This window comes from Comamonas sp. 26, assembly GCF_002754475.1.
Classification (GTDB): Bacteria; Pseudomonadota; Gammaproteobacteria; order Burkholderiales; family Burkholderiaceae_C; genus Comamonas.
Genome location: NZ_PEFL01000001.1, coordinates 1704660 through 1726645, shown reverse-complemented (window position 1 = coordinate 1726645; position 21986 = coordinate 1704660). Strand labels below are relative to the sequence as shown.

Here is a 21986-nt window from a genome sequence, read left to right as displayed (position 1 = left end):
AAGTGAATACCCTGAGTGATTCGATATTCAGGTTTTCACACATGTTTCAAATCATAGGTAAAACCACATGCAGCGAGTGCAAAGCGCTGCAAAATCAAGAGCACATCAAACCTGAAAAAATTGATAAACGTCAATATTTTTCAATGCTTAGTCACTTTTTTAGCCTCAATAAAGCAGTATCAGATCGTCTGTTGAAAACAACAACTACAGAGAGCCAATATATTTCAGTAGGTTATTACACTGCAAATTTGCTTGATAGGCTCCTCTGATCAGACCATCCGTTATGCCTCTACGCCCTGCTTTACTGATCGTCTACCACACTCATACTGGCGGAACTCGCCAGATGGCTGAGGCAGCATGTGCGGGCGCCCGGCGTGAAGAGTCTGTCGATGTGCACTTGCTTCATGCGAGCCAGGCGGGTGCGCAGGACTTGCTGAGCGCCCAAGGCTACCTGTTTGCCACACCTGAGAATCTGGCGGCGATCAGCGGCTTGATGAAGGACTTTTTTGATCGCAGCTACTACGGCGTACTCGATCAAATTCAGGGTCACCCCTATGCCAGCCTGATCTGTGCGGGCAGCGACGGCCGAAACGCCGCCAGACAGATAGAGCGCATTGCCACAGGTTGGCGTCTGAAGGCTGTGGCTGAACCCCTCATCATCTGCACCTATGCGCAGACACCCGAGGCCATCCTCGCGCCCAAACATATTGATCCGGCCGACTTGCAGCGCTGCGAGGAACTGGGCCAATCATTGGCGGCGGGGCTAGCCCTGGGAATTTTCTGAGGATGAAGCAGCAAAAAAGAAATCCCGCCCAACACTAAATGTTTGCGGGAAATCCTTGCCTGCAAGCTACCGCTCATCAGCCGCAGGCATGCCTCATGCCTTGTTGCGAGGGATTACAGAATCTACTCCTCAACCGGAATAAAAAACAGATACTCACCGGGCCCCATTTGCGGGGTGATCACGTAGCCTTCACAACTGCCGTTCTTACACTTTACGGGGATGGCCCGTGGCCAGATAGTTGCAGCGGTCGGGTAGCCTGGCAGGTACTGAGGCACATGCCATACACCGTAGTTGCCTACGGGCTGAGCCTGCTCCTCACCCCCGGCACCTTGCTCGCCACTGCCAAAAATCTGACGTTGAATGCTCAATGGCACATTGGCAACGACAGGAGCTGATGCAGACCATACAGGAATGCAGCCAGCGACTGCCGCGACAAAAACGAGAGCCTTATACATAGCAGCCTCCTGAATTCTGTTCAGCGCCCATCAGTTTGGGTAGAGCGCCGAAGGCTGTAGTTCCGATACTTGACCAACCGGAGTGCTGGAAGCCGTCTGCTGCTCTGGCGGCATAGCTGCGCTACCTTCGGCAGAGGCATTTACACCGTAGTTGCTACGGCGCTCATCCGCCGTCATGGATTGAGGGCATTTCGAGCCCGTGATTTCCAGTGCGACACGCGCTGCTGGGTCCATGCAATCCATGGCCAGAGATGCAGCCTTCATACCTTTGTTCCAGAGTTCTCGACTCATTTTCAGGCGCTTGCAATGATCGTCTGACCAAGTCGTGCCAAAGCTCACACCGAAGCCAGGGCCGTTAGCACTGCCGCTGCTGCTGCCCATACAGGTGTCATTGCTGGTTGTCAGGTTTGGACCATTGACGCTGGGCACGTTCTTCATGGTGTACGACCCCGTGTACTCCACAATGTTCTTAGACGTTCCACCAATGTTGCTGTTGATGTTCTGGGTTGTCGTCCCAGACGTCGTAATGTTTTGGTCTGAGCGACTATCCACGGTCTGAGTAGATCGACTGTCCATGGTTGATGCAGACCGAGACTCCACCGCCGGACTTGCTGCAGGCGTAATGAACGTGATCGATTGATTTTGCTGGGCCCCAACGGAAGATGAGGACGAGGAGCTTTGCGCGCTGCTATCGGCATTCTGCGCAACGCTACACAAAGGAACACAAAGGCTTAATAAAGCTATTGAGACTTTCATGCTTTTTCTCCTTTGACACCGAGTCTTGCCTTGAGCAGCAAGACCCGGGGACAAGCATAACTAGGGTGGATAACTATCAGAAAGCGAGGGAACCCGATCCGGCTCCTGCACTACCGCCAGTGCCGCCACCGTTAGAGAAGCCGCCGGCATTACCCAGAGCACCGCCACTGGTGTTGACGTGTCCGACCGAACTAGCACCGGAGGTGTTGTTGGTCCAAGTGCCGCCAGGGCCGGAAATGGCTCCCGAGGTGGCACCGTAGTTGGATTGCGTACCTGCCGTGCTGCTGACTGCCGCAATACCGCCGCCAGGGCCTGCATAAGTGCCTGCGGCATTGTTGGTGTGCGAATTTGCCTGACCGGCTGCACCGCCCACTACAGCGGCACCGCCAGGTGCACTAGCGCCGTAACCGGCAGCTGCGCCCGAATGCGCGTTGGCACTGGTGACGCCGCCGCCTGCAGCTACGCCGTTTCCGGACGTTGCAGCCAGGCTTTGCACAGAACCTGTGGTTGTAGCGCTACCGCCGACGGCTGCACCGCCGATAGCAGTATGGCCAATGTTGCCTGCTCCACCAGTAGCACCTGCGGTTGCATTAGCAGCCGAAGTAGCACTATTGAAACTCAAGGCACTTCCGTTGCCTGCACTCGCAGCATTTGACGACGTAGCCGATCCGGCACTGGACGACGTGTTCGTTGCAGCAATGCTACTGCTGCTAACAGCAGCAGATGCAACACCAGCCAAAGCGACGACAGCCATTGCAATCAGAGATTTTTTCATGATAGACCCTTTGATTAGCCAGTTCCCAGAACACTGAGAGAGTTGAGGCAACAGAGCTGTTGCATCTCACTGCAACACCTCCCATAAACCGTCTGCAACTTTTGAAATGTCTTAAGTTCCGTTTCAAAACTTGCTTTCGGTCAGCGCCAGTTTCAGCACAGGTGAAAAAATCAGGAATACCTTGATCGAAAGAATTTTTTTCAATCTTTGAAGACTGCTAAATAAACCTCTACAGCCTTTGATAGGCGGCATCTTCATGCTATGCAGTTTGCATTTTTAGATGCTTGAATAGGTAAAGTATAAAAATGTAAATTTCTTATCTTTAAGAAATCAGATTTAATAAACTTCCCACATCAATATCAAAAAATCCACTTTCCTCAATGCAGAGAAAAATAAAAATCTCTCAGCCTTTTAAGACTAGTCAATATTTTCTTCAAAGGTTCAATAAATCGCAACTGAATATAATTCGATAGATAAATTAAATAATTTAACTAAAAATAATAAATCAATAGTATTTTTAAATACCAAATACCTATATTTGAAGTGATTTTTTGTAATTTTGGTAAAAAAAACATTGAATTAACAATTTTTATAGATTTTTAAAATTTCATAATTTAATTTCCAAAACAGGTCATGAATTTCTACTTTTCAGCAGGGAGTGAACCATGTCGGCTGTTCAAACATCTTTTTGCCCTGCATCCTTCAGTGGAACAGGAGACTCCGCACTCCCTGCAAACACACATATGTGGCCCATGCACATGGTGGGGCAGCAAAGCCAGCCTGTGCGAGTCTTCGTGGTCGACGATGACAGCCACATCCGCAGAGTGATTGCCCAGGAGCTCATGGGTGACTCTCGAACCTTGCTCGTGGGACAGGCCTCCAGTTTGAGAGAAGCGCGCAAAAACATCCCGCTTCAGGACTTCGATGTGCTAATCGTGGACTTGAACCTTGGCGACGGAGAAGGCCTGGAGCTGCTCGATCTTGTCCACCAGACCCGCCCGCATGTGCTGAGCATTGTGGTGTCGGTGACGGAGCGTGATGACAAGGTTTTTCAGGCTTTTGAAAAAGGTGCTGTGGGATACTTGTTAAAAAACTCCTGGTTTGGAGACTATTCGCAAGCGGTTCTGCAAGTTGCGAATGGCGGTGCATCCATCACGCCATCGCTGGCCAAAAAAATGCTTTCCCGCCTAGAGAAAACCCACCCCTCAAGCATGCCAGCTTCAAATTATTTGGAAGAAGAAAAACTCTCCGAAAGAGAAATTGAAATATTGAAGCTGATTGCCTGCGGGTATAGTTCGCCGGAGATAGCAAGCTACTTAAAAATAAGCACGCTCACCGTTTCAACACATGTAAAAAATATGTATAGAAAGTTGCAAGCCAAAACAAGAGCCCATGCAGTCAGAGCAGCCTCTTTGCGAGGACTGATATAAAAATACTCAGATAGGCTCGCCAGAGCCGAATCAGCTCAGCCGTCAATCAGCCATTTTGAGGTTGATATGGAATCTCTACGCAGCCTTGGATGCAGGTCTGCAGCTAATATGCTGCAGACCTGCATAATACTATGCTGGTGTTTCATTATCTCTATCCGAGATAAAAATTGGTTTATCTTTATCAGCATTTTTGCTGCATTAACCGGCTTGGTGATGGCATTGCGCTATATGCCCAGAATCTATCGTGTCATCAAAGCCAAAATGCGCTTGAGCGTACACCCCTCCAAAGAGGTGCAGGAGGAAAGAAAGCGCATCGCCTCTGACCTGCACGACACACTGGGCAGTCAGCTGGTGCAGGCCTTGACCTTGATGGATGGACAAGCGCTTGCCGAAGGCAGCCCCATCAAAGAGGTACTTGAGCGGTCGTTGCTGGATTTGCGCCTTATTGTGGACTCCATGGACGCGCAAGACGACAGTCTCACCATGCGTCTGGCTCGGCTGCGCCACAGGCTGAACCCGGTGCTGCAACGCAAAGGTCTGGCACTGCACTGGCAGCTTTGCGATCCTGAACTAGGTATCGGTCGACACACCAGCCGTACCCTACCCAAAGGCCGCGTTGCGAATCAAATTCTGGCCGTGGTGCAGACTAGCCTCAGCAATGCGCTGGAGCACGCGCATGCGAGTGACATCTGGGTCACTCTGGAGCCTTACGAGAGCGATGACCCCGAATGTTTTGGCTGGGACTGGTGCCTCAGCGTTGAAGACAACGGCAAAGGCTTTGATCTTCGTGCCGTTCTTAGCGATGTATCCCAATCCGGCCACGGCGTCATCAACATGTTCAAGCGTATGCGCGAAATTGGGGGGGATCTGCACATTCACCCAAGGCAAGGGGGCGGCACACAGGTGGTGATGCGCTGGCGAGCCTGAACTATGGCTTCTCCCCAGTAAACTAATTTGACGAATGTGCCATCATTGGGTGAGTGCCGTATATCAAAATGATCTCTGGCCAAGCAGGGTAAGGCGTTCTTCTTTTCGTTCAGTCTTGCCAAGCTCAGTCAGCGCCTCGCGGCCATATCGAACAAGCCCAGAAGCTCTATATCAAGTTCTCTCGCGCCATGACTCAACTAGACCTCGACCGCCCCAAGCGCACACCGCGCGGCCCCAGCCCACAAAAGACTCAGGCGACGCGCCGTACCATCGTCGCAGCAGCCTTTGAGGAATTTCTGGAACATGGCTATGCGCGTGGTACCACCGCATCGGTCGCGCAGCGCGCAGGTCTATCTAAAGTCACCCTTTTTCGCTACTTTGATAGCAAAGATGCCTTATTTGAAGCGGTGATACAGACCCATATAGCCTCTGCAGCTGTAGCCTTGCAATCCAGCCCCATGCTTGAGCATGAATCTGTAGGTGAATATCTGCTTCGTACAGTGGGCGCAGCCGCAGAGGTCATTGACAGCAGTGGCCGCTCTGCGACTGCGCGACTGGTTATCGCTGAAGGACTGGAATTTCCGCTTCTGGCGCAAATGTATCGCCGCTATGTGAACGATGCCCTGCTGGAGCATTTCAGCAGGCTCGCCCAACTGGCCGCTGAACGCGGGGAGCTTAAGGCCCCTGAACTGATTGAGCACCCGGCTTTGCTGCTCGCCCCCCTCTGGATGGCCATGATGAACAACACGGTCATTCACCCCGAAGTACCGATGAATGCCAAGACCCTGTTTGAACTCCAGGTCGCTTTGCTGTTCAAGATGCCCTGAATCTGAATTTCACACAAAATCAGCTCCAACCGCTTACTGATAAAGCGCTAGGTGCTATCAAAAAAGCCGCAGTCTTTCGAACTGCGGCTTTTTTTAGAGCGCGCACAAAGATCAGCTTTGCTGCGCAGCCTCCTCGCCGCCCAGCGTCTTCCACAAGGTCACGCGGTTGAGTTGCTCAGCCAGGCGCAGGCCAATCAAGGTCTGCTGCGCGGTGTAGAGGCTGCGTTGTGCATCCAGCACAGACAAGTAGTTATCCACGCCAGCCTTGAAGCGGGCGTTCGACAAATCAAACGCTTTTTGCGTATTGGCCACCATGCTGGTCTGGGCTGACAGGCGCTCATCCCACTGGGCGCGGTCTGCCAGAACGTCAGCCACTTCTCTGAAAGCCGTCTGCACGGACTTCTCGTACTGGTTCAGTGCGATACGCTGATTGCTCTCGGCCACCTGCACATTGGCACGGTTACGGCCAGCATCAAAGATGGGCAGACGCACCAGCGGAATAAAGCTCCAGGTGCTATTGCTGTTACCAAACAGGCGATCCAGATCACTGCTGCCCGTACCTATGCTGCCCGTCAGCGTGATGCTGGGGAACATGGCCGCCCGTGCAGCACCAATATTGGCATTCATGGCTTGCAGATTACGCTCAGCCGCCTGCACATCCGGGCGCTTGAGCAGCACGTTAGATGGCAGAGGCACGGGCACGGCCTTCAGCGCCGCCGTATCTGCGTCATTCATCAGAGTCTGCGCTGTGGGCAGCAACGGAGCCGGCACAGGGCCACCGACCAGCAGTTGCAGCGCATTGCGGTCTCTGTCCACCTGCGAGGTATAGCTGGCCACATCGCCTCGCGCCGTATCTACCGTGGTCTGGTTCTGGGCCAGAACCAGACCCGATGTAGAGCCCAGCTCATACATCTTGCGTGTCAGCTCGAAGGCCTTGATGCGGCTGTCCAGCGTGTCTTTTGCCAGTTGCAGGCGAGCCTGATCGGCAGCCAGCGTCAGCCAGGCATTGCTCACATCAGCCACCAGGCTGATCTGCACATTGCGCTGGTTTTCCTGGCTCAGCAAAAACTGCTGCAGCGATGCTTCGCTGAGGTTGCGAATCCGCCCCCACAGGTCCAGCTCATAGCTGGCAAAACCCAGCTGGGCTGTGTATTGCTCATTAATAGTGCTGCGCCCAGTCGTCGTCAAATCCGCCGCGCTGCGCGTGCGGTTGCCCTGCGCCTGAGCCGTAATGCCCGGCAGCAGATCAGCCCGCGTGATGCCGTATTGGGCGCGTGCTTTCTCTATGCTCCCAATCGCCACGCGCAGATCGCGGTTGTTGCTCAGCGCCAGCGCCACCACATCGCGCAGCTGGGGTGACTGCAGCCATTGCAGGGCTTGCGCCTGCTGCAAAGCGGCTTCGCTGGCCTGCACCGGCGCGGCGTTGGCCGAAACGGTTTCAGGCACGGGCAGATCGGGCGTTTTGTAGACAGGCGCGAGATTGCAACCGGCCAGCAGCGCTGCCGCACAGGCAGCAGCGACAGCAGAAATATTCATTCTCAGGCGCCTCATGCTGCGCTCTCCTTGGTTGTTGCTTCGTCGTCAGTGCGCAGGCGGCTCTTGAACCAGCTGCGAATCAGCAGGAAGAACACCGGCACCAGGAAGATGCCCAGCACCGTCGATGCCACCATGCCGCCCAGCACGGCTGTGCCGATGGCATTACGGCCACCTGCGCCAGCACCGGTGCCAATGGCCAGCGGAATCACGCCAAAGCCAAAGGCCAACGATGTCATCAAGATGGGGCGCAGGCGCAGGCGCACGGCTTCCACCGTGGCGTTGAACACGCTCTTGCCCTGCTCTTGCAGCTGCACCGCAAACTCGACAATCAGAATCGCGTTTTTGGATGCCAGCCCCACCGTGGTCAACAGACCCACCTGGAAGTACACGTCATTAGTCAAGCCCCGCGTATAGGTGGCCAGCAGCGCGCCCACCACGCCCAGAGGCACGGCCAGCATGACGGACAGCGGCACCGTCCAGCTTTCATAGAGTGCTGCCAGGCACAGGAACACGAACAGAATCGAGATGGCATACAGCATGGGAGCCTGAGCCCCCGACTGGCGCTCTTGCAGTGATGCACCCGTCCACTCATAGCCAATGCCTTGCGGCAGAGTTTTGAGAATGTCTTCGACCACCTTCATGGCCACACCCGAGCTGACGCCCGGCGCTGCGCTGCCGATGAATTCATAGGTAGGCGCGCCGTTGTAGCGCATCAGCTGGGGCGAGCCATAGGCCCAGTACGTGCGTGAGAAGGCGCTGAAAGGCACCATCTCGCCACTTTTGTTGCGTACCGTCCACTTGGCAATGTCCTGCGGCAACATGCGATGCGGTGCATCGCCCTGAATGTAGACACGCTTGACACGGCCGTTGTTCAAAAAATCGTTCACATAAGTGCCGCCCATGGCGCTGGAAAGCACGCTGTTGATGTCTGTGTACGACAGGCCCAACGCTGCCGCCTTGAGGTCGTCGATATCCAGGCGCAACTCAGCAGCGTCTTCCAGGTTGGTGGTACGTACCGATGTCAGCTCAGGACTCTTGCGGGCAGCATCTTCCACCTGTTTGCTGGCAGCCAACAAAGCATCGTGCCCAATGCCGTTGATGTCCTTGAGCATGAAATTGAAACCCGCATTCGCACCCAGGCCCCGCACGGCAGGCGGGTTCATCACAAACACACGGGCATCGCGAATGGAAGCCAGCTCCTTGGTTGCGCGGTGGGCCACGGCAATCGAAGACTGAGAAGACAAGGTGCGCTCGGCCCAGGGCTTCAAGCGCACAAAACCGCGTGCCGAACTCTGGTCACCATTAAGACCGGAGACCTGGTTGAAGCTGGTAACTTCCGGCTGCTTGAGCAGGTAGTTGCGCACCTCGTCCAGCACCTGCTGCAAGCGCGCATCCGAGGCGCCCGAGGGCAGATTCACGCTGACATAGACAAAGCCCTGATCTTCGTCAGGCAGGAACGAGGTAGGAAGTCGCGCCATCAGCAGCCAGACGGCCGCGCAGATGGCCAGAAACACCAGCATCATCCGCTTTGAGCGGCGCAGCATATAGGCCACCGAGCCCTGATAGCGCGAGGCCGTGAGATCAAAGCTGTGGTTAAACCAGTTGAAGAATTTGTCGCTCAGCCCCAGCGGGCCTGAGCGTACGGGGCGCGCATGACCTTCACCGCCATGGTGCTCGGGGGCCTTGAGCAAGGTGGCGCACAGCGCCGGCGTCAAGGTCAGCGCCACAAACACCGAAAGCGCCATCGCCGCGACGATGGTGATGGAGAATTGGCGATAGATCACGCCCGTAGAGCCGCCGAAGAAGGCCATGGGAATGAACACAGCAGACAGCGTCACGCCAATACCTACCAGCGCGGGCGTGATTTCCGTCATGGACTGGCGCGTGGCCTCCTTGGGCGACTTGCCCGTTTCGTGCATCACGCGCTCGACGTTCTCGACCACCACAATCGCATCATCCACCAGCAAGCCAATGGCCAGCACCATGCCAAACATGGTCAGTGTGTTGATGGAGTAACCGGCAATCGACAGCACGCCAAACGTACCCAGCAACACCACGGGCACGGCAATGGCCGGAATCAGGGTGGCGCGGAAGTTCTGCAGGAAGATGAACATCACGATCACCACCAGCACCATGGCCTCGCCCAAAGCGCTGACCACTTCATGAATCGATGCACGCACAAAAGGCGTGGAGTCCGAACTTACAAAATAATCAATTTGGTTGGGGAAAAAGGGTTTGAGTTCAGCCAGCTTGGCCGCCACCGCATCGGCCACCTGCATGGCATTGGCACCGTCAGCCAGAATCACGCCCATACCCGCGCCGGGCATGCCGTTGAGCTTGGCCTGAATATTCAAATTGTCTGCCGCCAGCTCTACACGCGCCACATCGCCCATCGTCACCACAGAGCCATCGGTGGCCGACTTGAGCACGATGTCGCGAAACTGCTCAGGCGTCTGCAGCTTGGTGCGCGCCGTAATAGTCGCGTTCAGCTGCTGGTTTTGCACGGCAGGCAAAGCGCCAAGCTGACCGGCAGAGACCTGGGCATTTTGCGAGTTGAGCGCGCTGACCAGATCAGAAGGGATCAGCGCGTACTTCTCCATCTTGGCGGGGTCCATCCAGATGCGCATGGCATAGGGGGAGCCAAAGACGTTGATGTCGCCCACGCCTTCCAGACGGCCGATCACATCGATCAGATTGCTGTTCAGATAGTCGCCAATGGCTACATCGGTCACCGATGGGTCCAGCGAGTAGAAGCTGTAAGTGACCAGAAAATCCTGGCCACCCTTGTTCACGAACACGCCCCGGCTTTTCACGGCATCGGGCAGGCGGTTCATCGCGGCCTGCAGCTTGTTTTGCACCTGCACCTGAGCCACGTCGATATTCGTGCCCGGCGCAAAGGTCAACGTGGTGCGCGAGCGGCCCGACGCATCACTGGTCGAGCTCATATAGAGCATGTTGTCGATGCCCTTGATCTGCTGCTCGATGATCTGCGTGACCGAGTTTTCCACGGTCTCGGCCGAAGCACCTGTGTATTGCGACGAGATCGTCACGCGCGGCGGTGCAATGTCGGGGTACTGCTCCAGCGGCAGCGAAGAGATAGACAACGCGCCCGCCAGCATGATGACGATGGCAATGACCCACGCAAAAATGGGCCGGTTGATAAAGAACTGAGCCATGACTGCTGTCCCGCCTTACTTGGCTTGCGCCTTGGCGGCAGGAGCATCGGCTGCGCCCTGCACAGGCGGCTCGCCGCGTACGCTCTTGCGCTCGGCATTCGCCTTCATGTCCACCTCTTCGGGCTTGACCTTGTCACCGGCCTTGGTGCGCTGAAAGCCGTCCACCATCACACGCTCGCCCGCTTTCAGGCCGCTCTTGACCAGCCAGTACGCACCCACGGCGCGGTCCAGTTGCACTTCACGCTTTACCACCGCATCGCCTTCGGTCAGCACCATCACATTGGGCTTGCCGGCCAGGTCACGCGTCACGCTTTGCTGGGGCAGCAGCAGCGCATCAGGGGCCAGTGCCGTGGGCAGCAAGGCTTTCACATACATGCCCGGCATCAGCAGGCCATCGGGGTTGGGCACTTCAGCGCGCAGCGTCAAGGTGCCGGTGGTGTCGTTAACGATCACGCCCGCAAACGCCAGCTTGCCTTGCTGGGCATAGTCACTGCCGTCGTCAAACTGAATGCGCACGGGGACCTTGTCGCCATCCACCTTCTGGTAACGGCCGGACTCCAGATCACGCTTGAGCTGCATCAGGTCATTGCTAGATTGGGTGAAGTCCACATACATGGGGTCCAGCTGCACGATGGTGGTGAGCGCAGTCGCCTGATTGGCCGTCACCAGTGCACCGGGCGTGACGGCAGACAAGGTGATGCGGCCACCAATGGGCGCCTCAATGCGGCTGTATTTGAGGTTGATGCGCGCAGTATCCAGATTGGCCTTGGCCACCGCCACATCGGATGCCGACTGCGCCGCAGCCGCCTGGCTTTCATCAAACGCTTGCTTGCTGATGGCATCAATCTTCACCAGCTCCGCATTGCGGCGAGCCGTTGCGGCCAGCGTGCGCTGGCTGGCCTCGGCCTTGGCCACGGCAGCAATGGCGCTGGCTTCCGTTGCCTTTAATGAGGCAGGGTCAATCTGATACAGAGGCTGGCCCTGCTTGACCACAGCACCTTCGGTAAACAAGCGCTTTTGAATGATGCCCGAGACCTGGGGGCGCACCTCAGCGGTCATAAAGGCCTTGGTGCGGCCAGGCAGGCTGGCATCCAGCTGCTGGCTTTGCGGCTGCAAGGTCACCACGCCGACCTTGGGCTCCGTCTTAGGCGGGCCTTTTTGTTCATCTGCGGGCTTGGAACAAGCGGCCAGTGCACCGGCAATCAGCACGGCCCCCAGCGCCAGCGCCCATCTAGGGCGGTGAGAACTCAGCGGGCTGGCACTGGGCAGATAAGAAAAATGCGCCTTGCGGCGCGGGCTCAGTGAAGCGTGCTGGTCAATCGTCATACTTGTCTATCGTGCGGTCTGATCTAAAGAACTTATCAACATTGTGCGCCGTCAATATGAATCAAATGTAAAGCAGGCGACCTAACAACGACATGGAGCTAATACGCGTACCCCTGGCCGCTGCTGAAAACGCCATGCAGCGCTTGATATTTGACTCGTCAATATAAATGGCGGCGGCTACTCGTACGTCATCTCAACGGACTAGAGAGCCGCCCCAAGTTTGCTACCAGATCAATAGCTGCTAGCGCTTTACACCAAAGAGTTATCGCTATTTTTGAATCAAAATCAGTGTTTATGAGCACCTGCTGCGGCCGGAGCCTTGCCCACGCGCATCATGCTGAACACACCGGCCAGTGCGGCAAAGCCCCCGGCAATCGCCAGAGCCAGTGTTTCAGCACTGCCGCCATGCCCGCCAGAGATTGCAAAAATCGTGGCCAGCACCACCGCACCCAATGTCTGACCCGTCATGCGGGCAGAGCTGAGCATGCCGCCAGCCGCTCCGCTGCGCGACATGGGGGCCGAGGTGACGATGGTGTGATTATTGGGCGACTGGTAAAGCGCAAAACCGCTACCCGCCAGCACCATGCGCCAGACCATGTCCCAGTGCACCACATCTACCGGCATGGCGGCCAGCAACCACAGGCCTGTGGCAAACATGGCCATGCCAATGCCGCCCAGCAGCCCATCGGGGTACTTGCCAATCAGCCGCCCGGCCACGGGGGCGGTGAGCATGGTGGCCAGCGGCCAGGCCGTGATCAGCATGCCTGCCTCAATGGGAGACAGACCTCGTGCCTCCAGCAGCAAAAATGGCAGGGCCAGGTACGACAGCATCTGCGCACAAAAGGCCGAGACCGAGCCGCACATGGACAGCCTGAACACCGGAATTCGCATCAAATCCACCGGAAACAGCGGTGCTGTCTTGTGCCACTGGCGGCGCAGGTAGACATAACCCACCGCCACACCCGCACCCAACAGCCACCAGCCGGAAGGCATGAACGAGCTGCCCGCTGCATTTTCTTGCCCCATGCGCACGCCAAGCTGCTCGCCCCCCAGAAAGAGTAGCGTAAACATCAGAATATTGAGTACCACATCCAGCAGCGCAATTGACTCGCTTTGGCTGTTCACCACAGGATTGGCGGGCAAGGCCTTGCGGCCCATCCACAGCGTTAGCAAGCCCAGCGGCACGTTGATGGCAAAAAGCCAGGGCCAGCTGGCCACCGACAAAATGCCCGCAGCCACCGTAGGTCCGGCCATGGAAGACGTGGCCACCACCAGCGAGTTAATCGCCATGCCCCGCCCCAGCATGGCGCGCGGATAAGTCAGGCGCACCAGTGCAGCGTTCACGCTCATCACGCCGGCAGCGCCAATCCCTTGAAACACCCGGGCAGCAATCAGCGTGCTCAGTGAATTGGCCAGCGTGGCGGCCACGGAGGCGATCACGAACACCACCATGCCCATCAGGTAAATGCGCCGGTAGCCCATGCGTTCACCCAAGGCAGCCAGAGGCAACAGCAGCACCAGCCCGGCCAGCTGATAGGCGTTGACCACCCACAGCGTAAGTGCAGAGCTGGCTTGCAGCTCGCGGGCAATGGCAGGCAAGGCCAGGTTGACGATGCTGCTGTCCAGCACTGACAGCGTGAGGCCCAGAATAATGACCAGCATGGCGCGGCCACGCACACCATCTGGCAAGCCGTCGTAAGGCTTGGTGCCTGCTTTAGTAGCGCTATCAGTCATGCGCTACTCGTACCCCAGCAGTCCTGCCCAATGTGATCCAAGTCAGCGCCACGCCAACCAGAGCGCCAAGTGCCATGCCTGTCACCATGGGCAGGGGCTTGCCGTTGGAGAAGTGACCCACGATCTGCATGGCCGCCGCGCCGCTGAGCATCTGCAGCGTGCCCAGCAAAGCCGATGCCGTGCCGGCAATCTCGCCATGCTCTTCCAGCGCCAGCACCGAAGTCGTGGGAATCACCAGCCCCATGAAAGCGCTGGCAATGAAATACAGCACGATCAGCACTATCAACTGCTCGCCGCCCATCACGTAGTACATCAGCAAAGCCACCATGGTCACGCCCGATGCCGACGCCGCGGCCTTGACCACATTGACCAGACCAAAGCGTTGACCCAGTCGCCCCGTCAGCTGCGACGCGCCAATAAAGGCGATGGAATTGAGCGCAAACGCCATGCTGTACTCGGTGGAGGACAGACCGTAGTAATTGATCAGTACAAAGGGCGAGCCCGCCAGATAGACAAAAAAGCCCGCCATGGCGCAGCCGCCAAGAAATACCAGGCCCATGTAATGCCAGTCGCGCAGCAGGCGCAGATAAGCCTTCAACGCACCGCCCAGACTGCTGTCCAGTCGTGCCTCAGCGGTGCGGGTCTCTTCAACACCGCGCCAGGTCGCGATCAAGCCCAGCACGGCCGCGGCAGCCACCACCCAGAACACCGCACGCCAGCCAGCCACGGCAATCACGCCGCTGCCGACCAGGGGCGCCAGAATCGGCGAGACGCTGAACACCAGCATCAGCAAAGACATCATGCGAGCCGCGGCATGGCCCGTGTGCAGATCGCGCACCACTGCACGCGGCACAGCCATGCAGGCGGCAGCGCCCAGACCCTGCACAAAACGAAAGGCCACCAGCGTCTCAATATTGGGAGCCAGCGCACAGCCCACACTGGCGGCGGCAAACACGGTCAGGCCAAAGTACAGCGGCGGCTTGCGGCCCACCATGTCGGAGACCGGGCCGTAAAGCAGCTGACCCACACCGATGGAAAGAAAAAACGCGGTCAGGCTGGCTTGCACCGCCCCCACCTCGGCACCCAGGCTGCTGCCAATTTGAGGCAGTGCGGGCAAATACATATCAATGGCGAACGGCCCGATGGCCGATAACAGGCCCAGAATCAAGACCAGACGCAGGGAAACAGAAGCTTGCATAGGGAGGCAATTGTCGTGGTAACTTGATTTTTGTGCTGAGCGCTGTTTTCTTGGGGCGGCTAGCTCTGACTCTAGAAAGCCACTTGGGTCTGGCTCAAAGTCTGAGCAATAGCGCCGCTTTCATGGCCGTCATCAGACCAACGCCGACGCCCGATCTGCGCACAATCAGGCATCTACTTCACCCTCTGCTGTCGCCGTGCTCACAACTGTTTTCGCTCCTGTGATTCTTCTTGGCCTGCTCAGCAGTCTGAGCAACGCCGCCATCGCGCAATATTCAGCGCCCACGCCTGCGCCCTCTGCTTTTCAGATTGCTGCCGACGGAAAATCCGTGATCGACACCCGCGCCAAGCTGGCCTGGGCCCGCTGCGCTGAGGGTATGGACTGGAATGGCAAGGCCTGCACCGGCAACGCCGAGGTCTTCAACTACAAACAAGCCCAGACCCATGCAGCCGAGCGTAGCAAGGCCGAAGATCAGCGCTGGCGTCTGCCCCGTGTCAACGAGCTCAAACGTCTGCTGGACCGCAGCAGCAAACCGCAGGGCCTGAACCCCGCCCTCTTCCCCAGCGCCCCGCGCGACTGGCACTGGACGGGCACGGCCTCCGTCAACTCGGCGCGGGTGAATAGCTACAACTACAGCCAGGTGGACCGGTCCAACAACCTCTCCAGCCTGTCCGCCCAGCAGGCATGGGCCGTCAACACCGAAACACTACAGGCCACGCCCGATATGGGCAAGGGCAATGCCTTGCTGCTCAGACTGGTACGTCCCGCGACTGAAGCCGAACTCAAACCGGCACCATGAAAAAAGCCTTGCTGATAAGGCAAGGCTTTTTGTTTTCAGTGCTTGATCAAGCGGCCCGCAATGCCGCCTTGAGGCTCACGCCCAGCTCCGGCTTGTGCGCAAACGGATCAGTGGGATTGCGGCCCTGCACCACATCTTCCATACGCACCTGCACCGAGCCCAGCGCCTGCGGATGGCTGTAAATATAGAACTGGCCTGTGCCGATGGCATCAAACACCTTCTGCGCCACCTCGGTCGCCGTGATCTTGCCTGAGCCCACCGCCTTGTCCGTCATCGCCTGACCAATCTTCTGGCTGGCCGTCAGCGGCTGGGATTCCAGCGTTTGCGGGCGATTGCGCTCGCTATGGCCTATGCCGGTGGCCACAAAAAACGGGCACAGCAGGCTTGCGCTGATCTGATCGGACACCAGAGCCAAGTCCTGATACAGCGTCTCGGTCAGCGACACCACCGCATGCTTGCTGACGTTGTAGATGCCCATATTAGGCGGCGCCAGCAGGCCCGCCATGCTGGCCGTGTTGACGATATGGCCCTCGAAGCTGGGATCGGCCTTGGCGGCTTCCAGCATCATGGGAGTGAACAGGCGTACGCCATGAATCACGCCCCAGACGTTGACGCCCAGCACCCATTGCCAGTCAGCCACGGAGTTTTCCCAGACCAGACCGCCCGCGCCCACACCTGCGTTGTTGAACACAAAGTTCGGGGCACCAAACGTGGCTTTCACTTCAGCGGCCAGCGCCTCCATCTGCGCTGCATCCGAGACATCGACCTTGCGCGCCAGCACCTTGGCACCCGCAGCCTTGAGCTCGGCCTCGGCCTTGTCCAGCGCTTCTTGCTGCACATCGACCAGAACCAGATTCATGCCCTTGCTGGCGCCAATACGCGCGCACTCCAGCCCGAAACCCGAGCCAGCCCCGGTCAAAACCGCCGTCTTTCCCGCGAAATTCGTGATCATTCTTGTCTCCGAATATTTTTTATATGGGGGTAGCGCCTGCAACTGGCGCACTCTAGATCAGAGATGCCAAGCAAGAGCCGCCTCGCGGCGAAGGCATCGTCCCCCTCCCGCGAAGCGAGAGAGGGGGAAGGCGCCAAGCGCCTCAGGGGGTAATCTTTTCCAGCCTCAGGGGGTTAAACCAACTTCACCAGCTGCTTGCCAAAGTTCTTGCCCTTGAGCAGGCCCAGAAATGCGGCGGGTGCAGCTGCCAGACCCTGGGCAATCGTCTCGCGCGGCTTGAGCTTGCCGGCGGCAACCAGACCACCCAGCTCGGTCAGCGCTTCGGCCCAGACTTCCATGTGCTCGCTGACGATAAAGCCTTCAAGCTTGATGCGGTTCACCAGCAGCAGTGCAGGATTGGCCATGGGCAAAGGCTGGCCGTCGTAGCCCGCAATCATTCCGCACAGGGCCACGCGCGCAAAGGCATTGGTGCGCAGCAGCACGGCATCGAAGATGTAGCCGCCCACGTTTTCAAAATAGCCGTCGATACCGTTCGGGCAGGCGTCCTTCAATGCCTTGGCCATGGTCTTGGTGTCAGGGTGCTCGCGGTAATCGATGCAGGCGTCAAAGCCCAGCTCTTCCACGGCATAGCGGCATTTCTCAGCCCCGCCCGCAATACCCACCACGCGGCAGCCACGCGCCTTGGCCAGCGCTGCAAAGGCACTGCCCACGGCACCAGTGGCGGCGCTGACGACAACGGTTTCACCGGCCTTGGGATTGATGATCTTGACCAGACCATACCAAGCCGTCACGCCGGGCATGCCCACAGCGCCCAGGTAGTAGGACAGCGGCACATGGGTGGTATCGACCTTGCGCAGCGCACCGGGCACGCTGGGGTTGACCACCGAATACTCCTGCCAGCCGCCCATGCCCACCACCTTGTCGCCCACCTGAAACTTGGGGTGGCGGCTTTCCACAATCTCGCCCACCGTGCCGCCCTGCATGACTTCACCCAGCGGCTGGGGCTGGGCATAGCTCTTGGAGTCATTCATGCGGCCACGCATATAGGGGTCCAGGCTCAGATAGTGGTGGCGCACCAGCACCTCACCCTCGCCTACTGTGGGCAGCGGCGATTGCACCAGCTTGAAATTGCTCTCCACCGCTTCGCCCTGAGGGCGGTTATCCAGAAGGATTTGCTGATTGACCGTCATGACCTGTCTCCTGTGTGAACTTACGTTGAAATTCAATTTTGATAGCTGCCAGCGCCTGATTCATAAGGCACTTACAGCTCAATTCATATCAAGCCCATATAGAGACAGCGCTACCAGCTCCTGAAACAGGAGCGATATACCTGCACTCAATCCGTGGCCAGCGGACGCAATTCGCCATTCACATCGCCATCCACCTTGGGCTTGCGCTTCATGTATTTGAAGGTGCCCGTGGCATGCACGCAAAGTCGGCCTTGCGCGTCGTAAATACGGCCTTCGGTAAAAGCCATGGTGCCCGTGCGGTGCAGCATCACGCCCTTGCCTACCAGCGGGCCGTTAGCGGCCTGCATGAAGGAAGTCTTCATCTCGATGGTGACAATGCCCTGCTCAAAATCCACGCTGCGCGCGGCCACGGCCATGGTCACATCCAGCAGAGTCATCGACGCGCCGCCATGCGTGACGCCGAAGGAGTTCAGATGCTCGGGGCGCGGTGTGTACTGCAGCTCAGACTCGCCGTTTTCCGCCTTGATAAGGACAAAACCCAGCTCATGCACAAAAGGAATATCAGGACCAAATGACAACACCGCAAGACCTTTCAGGAAAGTGAAGCACCGCAAGCACTACAGCAGGCGGCAGCAAAGCCGTGAATGTAAGCGCGCCAGACTTGGGTAAAAGGCAACGCGGCGCAAAAATACGGCTTCACCTTTCCTCAATCTCAGCCGCCTACCAGCGCGCTCACGCCGCCATCCACCGCCATCCACTGACCGGTGATGTGCTTGCCCGCGTCACTGGCGTACAGCAGGGTCAGGCCCTTCAGATCTTCGTCGTCGCCCAGACGGCGCAGTGGGGCATGGGACTTCATCTCGTCCTCGCCCAACGTCTCAATCAAGATGGCTGCCATCTTGGTCTTGAAGAAACCGGGGCAGATCGCGTTCACGGTGATGCCATGCTCGCCCCACTCGCCCGCCAGCGCACGCGTGAAATTGATCACCGCCCCCTTGGAGGTGTTGTAGGCAATCGTCTTCATGCCCGTGGGGTTGCCGCCCAGCCCGGCTATCGACGCCAGATTGATGATACGGCCGCTCTTGCGCTCCAGCATGGACAGGCGGGCAATCCGCTGGCTCAGCAAAAAGTAGCCGCGCACGTTCAGGTTCATCACCTTGTCCCAGGCCGCTGTCGGGTGGTCTTCCGCAGGCGAGCCCCAGCTGGCACCCGCGTTGTTAATCAGAATGTCTACATGACCCAGGCGCTGCACTGCCTCTTTGGCCAGTCGATCAATATCGGCCTCGTCGGCGCAGTCGGCGGCAATCCAGTCCGCCTCGATGCCTGCGGCCTTGAGTTCGGCAGCGGCCTCCTGCAAGTCATTCGCCTTGCGCGAAGTCAGCAGGACCTTGGCCCCCGCCTCACCCAGCGCATGCGCCATCTGCAAACCCAGCCCGCGCGAGCCACCGGTCACCAGAGCGGTCTTGCCCGAGAGGTCAAAAAGTTGCTGCACCGTACGTGTCATTGCCATGTCTCCTGCTTGTTATCAAGAATCAAAAACTAAGACCAATGCGCTCTATGGCTGCATGGGTGGCTGAATGGATTGTGCGGGCGGCAAAAGCGCGCACTTGTCACCTGCGTGTCGGTGCTGTCCCGCAGGTGGCAACACGCTGCTCAATCCGCAAACAAGGACAGCGTGCCGCCCCAGGCACCGCCTTCAATCTCCAGCATGCGCAGCTTGGTCAAGGCCCCCTGCCCGCCTGAAAAGCCTCCGGGCTTGCCACCCGCCGCCAGCACGCGATGGCAGGGAACAATCGGCGCAAACGGATTGGCCCCCAGCGCCTGCCCCACGGCCCGCGCAGCGCCAGGAGCGCCCAAAGCCGTGGCCACCTCACCATAAGTGGCGGTCTGCCCCGGCTTAAGCGCACGCGTAAAGGCATAGACCCGCGAATGAAACTCAGGCACTGCGAATTCATCAAGCGCAATCTGCTCCAGTGCAGGCAAGGCCGTGAGGCCATTGGCCTGAGCCAGATCTGCCGCGCAAGGCTGGTACACATCGCGCATATCACCCAAGACACCCACAGAGGCATCTTCAGCGGACACATCAACCCAGTCCCTCTCAAGCACGGCGTTTGTTCCTGCCAGCAAGCGCTGCACACCCGACATGGCCTGCAACGCAAACATCGGCACCTCTGATGGGGATGTGAGCGCGCCATAAGACGCTGGCCCGCGCTCAGGCTGCAGCGCATGGCGTTTGTGCAGGCCCAGCAGCATGCGCTCGCGTGTTTCGGCGCAGCTCGCTTCCGGCAATTGCACTGCCGTAATAGCGTGAGCATTCCAGGCCATACCGCACACGCCAATACGCGTGACAAACAAGGCATGGGCAAAGAAAGGCAAGGGAGCGACTTGATCCATGCAGACCAGTCTACGCGGTGCGCATTGACCATCACCCACTGGCAGCAGTGCAAAAATTTTATAGTCACTGGATACAAAAACAGTTGTTTGCTGTATATTTAAACAGCCTAAACACTGTGGATATATGGACATGCAAGAAGCCCACTTCACCGTCTCCCTCTGCGACTACCCAGAACTGCCCGAAGACAAGCGCCAACAAGCCGAAGCTCGCTACGCCCGCGTACTGACACGCCAGCTCGGGGGGGAAGATCAGGTCAACGAGGCGCTTTCTCTGGTTCAAGGGCTGGAGGACACACCACCCGATGAAATCAGCGAAGAAGCCAAACTTATGTTTGGCCGCTGGATGAAAGCCGCCCGTGCCGCCGCAGAAGCCGGTCTGCAAGGTATTGGTGGCACTGAAAGCTGCTTTTTTGATGTGCGGCGTGTTTATCACTGAGCCTGCTTGAGCCGCTCTCTCATCACCCGGCGGTTGAACTTGCCTGCCGCCGTCTTGGCCACTTCCTGCACATAAACCACACGCTGAGGCTTTTTGCAGGAAGCCAGTGGGGCAGTTCCATGCGCGAGCAACTCGCCTTCAAGAAGGGACTCGATGGGCAGTTGCCTGGTAACGCTGCGGCGTACTTCCAACGTCATTGAGCTTTGGCGAGTCTGGATTGAGCAACAGGAATGACTCAGCAACACGCCCAGGCGCGCTGAACTGCATACACTGGCGCCCTTTAGTGATCAATACGCCAAGTCTTATTCCATGCAAGCCCTGCTAGCCGCCATTGCCCAGATGCCCTATTGCACCGATGCCCAGCGCATCTTTCACGGTCGGGGCGGGCTTTATCCGGGCTGCGAACAAATCTCTCTGGATGCGTTCCCGCCCGTCATAGTGCTGACCAGCTTTGCACCCATGGATGAGGCACAACTGGCCGTCATTGGTCAGGCACTTGAGCAGCGCTGGCAGCAAATTGCCCCTGCAGACCAGCCGCTGATCTGGGCCTTCCAGACCCGCGAAAGCGGCGGCAGGGTCGAAACACGTGTCATGAGCGGCGAGCTGCCCGAGCCACATGTGGTGACCGAAAACGGCGCCAAATACCTCATCCATATCTCGCGCGGACAAAACCACGGCCTGTTCCTCGACATGGCCGCTGGCCGCGAATGGGTGCGCCAGCAGGTGCTGGCCCACACCCAGCCAGAGCGCATGAAGGTGCTTAACCTGTTTGCCTACACCTGCGCTTTCTCCGTCGTCGCCAAACTGGCCGGTGCCGGTCAGGTGCTCAATATGGACATGAGCAAGACCGCGCTGGCCACCGGCCAGCACAACCACCAGATCAACGGCGTCAAGGCTGGAGCCAGCTTTGCGGCGCATGACATCTTCAGCAGTTGGGGCAAGATCACCCGTGGCGGCCTGTATGACCTGATTGTGGTGGACCCACCCAGCTACCAAAAAGGCAGCTTTATCGCCACCAAGGACTACGCCCGCCTGATGCGCCGCCTGCCCGATCTGCTGGCACCCGAAGGGCATGTGCTGTTGTGCCTGAACGCCCCCGAGCTAGGAACCGCCTTCCTGCGCGAGCAGATGACCGAAATCGCGCCCGAGCTGAAGTTTGTGGAGCGTCTGGCAAACCCGCCCGTGTTTGCCGACGTGAACGAAGAGTGCAGCCTGAAGGTGTTGGTGTACCGCGCACCAGCACTGGAAACCTCAAGCTAAATTCCCTTGCTGCGATTTTCTGGCATGCGCA

Annotated in this window: 22 protein-coding genes; 8 read left to right on the top strand and 14 right to left on the bottom strand. The window is 57.9% G+C overall.

Annotated elements, in window-relative coordinates; all coding sequences use genetic code 11:
* Window positions 1-41 precede the first annotated feature (41 nt).
* Both CLU84_RS21830 and CLU84_RS07950 read left to right on the top strand, forming a co-directional pair.
* Window positions 42-269: a hypothetical protein gene (locus tag CLU84_RS21830; protein ID WP_144445424.1), complete on the top strand. Its 228-nt coding sequence runs from the start codon at window positions 42-44 to the stop codon at window positions 267-269.
* 14 nt (window positions 270-283) lie between these two features.
* Entirely contained in the window at window positions 284-784 is a 501-nt protein-coding gene (locus CLU84_RS07950; protein WP_099736731.1) for a flavodoxin family protein, read from the top strand.
* 122 nt (window positions 785-906) lie between these two features.
* Here CLU84_RS07950 and CLU84_RS07945 read toward each other — a convergent pair whose 3' ends face one another.
* The 3 genes from CLU84_RS07945 to CLU84_RS07935 all read right to left on the bottom strand — a co-directional run bounded on the left by CLU84_RS07945 (window position 907) and on the right by CLU84_RS07935 (window position 2734).
* Entirely contained in the window at window positions 907-1239 is a 333-nt protein-coding gene (locus CLU84_RS07945; protein ID WP_099736730.1) for a hypothetical protein, read from the bottom strand.
* Window positions 1240-1269: 30 nt separating this feature from the next.
* The gene (locus CLU84_RS07940; protein ID WP_233209967.1) at window positions 1270-1815 is read right to left on the bottom strand and encodes a hypothetical protein; all 546 of its coding nucleotides are present in this window, start codon (window positions 1813-1815) and stop codon (window positions 1270-1272) included.
* A 256-nt stretch (window positions 1816-2071) separates the two neighbouring features.
* Window positions 2072-2734: a hypothetical protein gene (locus CLU84_RS07935; RefSeq protein ID WP_233209966.1), complete on the bottom strand. Its 663-nt coding sequence runs from the start codon at window positions 2732-2734 to the stop codon at window positions 2072-2074.
* Between the two features lie 701 nt (window positions 2735-3435).
* Here CLU84_RS07935 and CLU84_RS07930 point away from each other — a divergent pair.
* From CLU84_RS07930 to CLU84_RS07920, 3 genes are all read left to right on the top strand, one after another.
* The gene (locus CLU84_RS07930) at window positions 3436-4200 is read left to right on the top strand and encodes a response regulator transcription factor (protein ID WP_233209965.1); all 765 of its coding nucleotides are present in this window, start codon (window positions 3436-3438) and stop codon (window positions 4198-4200) included.
* Between the two features lie 228 nt (window positions 4201-4428).
* On the top strand, window positions 4429-5127 hold the full coding sequence (locus CLU84_RS07925) for a sensor histidine kinase (RefSeq protein ID WP_233209964.1): 699 nt from the start codon (window positions 4429-4431) through the stop codon (window positions 5125-5127).
* Window positions 5128-5315: 188 nt separating this feature from the next.
* Window positions 5316-5954 carry a TetR/AcrR family transcriptional regulator gene (locus CLU84_RS07920; RefSeq protein WP_099736726.1) on the top strand — a complete coding sequence of 213 codons (639 nt, stop codon included), beginning with the start codon at window positions 5316-5318 and terminating at the stop codon, window positions 5952-5954.
* A 111-nt stretch (window positions 5955-6065) separates the two neighbouring features.
* Here the strand turns inward: CLU84_RS07920 and CLU84_RS07915 are convergent, their stop codons facing one another.
* The 5 genes from CLU84_RS07915 to CLU84_RS07895 form a co-directional block, all read right to left on the bottom strand.
* Window positions 6066-7490, bottom strand: coding sequence for an efflux transporter outer membrane subunit (locus CLU84_RS07915; RefSeq protein ID WP_369826817.1), 1425 nt, complete (start codon window positions 7488-7490; stop codon window positions 6066-6068).
* Between the two features lie 11 nt (window positions 7491-7501).
* A complete protein-coding gene (locus CLU84_RS07910; protein WP_099736724.1) occupies window positions 7502-10666 on the bottom strand; it encodes an efflux RND transporter permease subunit in 3165 nt (1054 codons plus the stop codon).
* Between the two features lie 15 nt (window positions 10667-10681).
* Complete coding sequence (locus tag CLU84_RS07905) at window positions 10682-11992, bottom strand: efflux RND transporter periplasmic adaptor subunit (RefSeq protein WP_099736723.1); 1311 nt, start codon at window positions 11990-11992, stop codon at window positions 10682-10684.
* Between the two features lie 285 nt (window positions 11993-12277).
* On the bottom strand, window positions 12278-13726 hold the full coding sequence (locus tag CLU84_RS07900) for an MFS transporter (RefSeq protein ID WP_099736722.1): 1449 nt from the start codon (window positions 13724-13726) through the stop codon (window positions 12278-12280).
* Window positions 13719-14924, bottom strand: a complete 1206-nt coding sequence (locus CLU84_RS07895) for a multidrug effflux MFS transporter (protein ID WP_099736721.1) — start codon at window positions 14922-14924, stop codon at window positions 13719-13721. The genes CLU84_RS07900 and CLU84_RS07895 overlap by 8 nt, the downstream gene beginning before the upstream one ends.
* Before the next feature lie 196 nt (window positions 14925-15120).
* On the opposite strand from CLU84_RS07895, the gene CLU84_RS07890 reads away from it, so the two are divergent.
* Window positions 15121-15723 (top strand): DUF1566 domain-containing protein, encoded by a 603-nt coding sequence (locus tag CLU84_RS07890; protein ID WP_233209963.1) that lies wholly within the window; start codon window positions 15121-15123, stop codon window positions 15721-15723.
* Window positions 15724-15769: 46 nt separating this feature from the next.
* Here the strand turns inward: CLU84_RS07890 and CLU84_RS07885 are convergent, their stop codons facing one another.
* From CLU84_RS07885 to CLU84_RS07865, 5 genes are all read right to left on the bottom strand, one after another.
* Complete coding sequence (locus CLU84_RS07885; protein WP_099736720.1) at window positions 15770-16675, bottom strand: SDR family oxidoreductase; 906 nt, start codon at window positions 16673-16675, stop codon at window positions 15770-15772.
* 173 nt (window positions 16676-16848) lie between these two features.
* A complete protein-coding gene (locus tag CLU84_RS07880) occupies window positions 16849-17865 on the bottom strand; it encodes an NADP-dependent oxidoreductase (protein WP_099736719.1) in 1017 nt (338 codons plus the stop codon).
* Between the two features lie 146 nt (window positions 17866-18011).
* The gene (locus CLU84_RS07875) at window positions 18012-18446 is read right to left on the bottom strand and encodes a PaaI family thioesterase (RefSeq protein ID WP_099736718.1); all 435 of its coding nucleotides are present in this window, start codon (window positions 18444-18446) and stop codon (window positions 18012-18014) included.
* A gap of 131 nt (window positions 18447-18577) precedes the next feature.
* The gene (locus CLU84_RS07870) at window positions 18578-19369 is read right to left on the bottom strand and encodes an SDR family oxidoreductase (RefSeq protein ID WP_099736717.1); all 792 of its coding nucleotides are present in this window, start codon (window positions 19367-19369) and stop codon (window positions 18578-18580) included.
* Window positions 19370-19518: 149 nt separating this feature from the next.
* Window positions 19519-20259, bottom strand: a complete 741-nt coding sequence (locus CLU84_RS07865; RefSeq protein ID WP_099736716.1) for an MGMT family protein — start codon at window positions 20257-20259, stop codon at window positions 19519-19521.
* 130 nt (window positions 20260-20389) lie between these two features.
* On the opposite strand from CLU84_RS07865, the gene CLU84_RS07860 reads away from it, so the two are divergent.
* Window positions 20390-20695, top strand: a complete 306-nt coding sequence (locus tag CLU84_RS07860; RefSeq protein WP_099737932.1) for a hypothetical protein — start codon at window positions 20390-20392, stop codon at window positions 20693-20695.
* Here the strand turns inward: CLU84_RS07860 and CLU84_RS07855 are convergent.
* On the bottom strand, window positions 20689-20892 hold the full coding sequence (locus CLU84_RS07855) for a hypothetical protein (RefSeq protein WP_099736715.1): 204 nt from the start codon (window positions 20890-20892) through the stop codon (window positions 20689-20691). The two genes, CLU84_RS07860 and CLU84_RS07855, sit on opposite strands and share 7 nt — an antisense overlap.
* A 112-nt stretch (window positions 20893-21004) precedes the next feature.
* On the opposite strand from CLU84_RS07855, the gene CLU84_RS07850 reads away from it, so the two are divergent.
* Window positions 21005-21955 carry a class I SAM-dependent methyltransferase gene (locus CLU84_RS07850; protein WP_099736714.1) on the top strand — a complete coding sequence of 317 codons (951 nt, stop codon included), beginning with the start codon at window positions 21005-21007 and terminating at the stop codon, window positions 21953-21955.
* Window positions 21956-21986 lie beyond the last annotated feature (31 nt).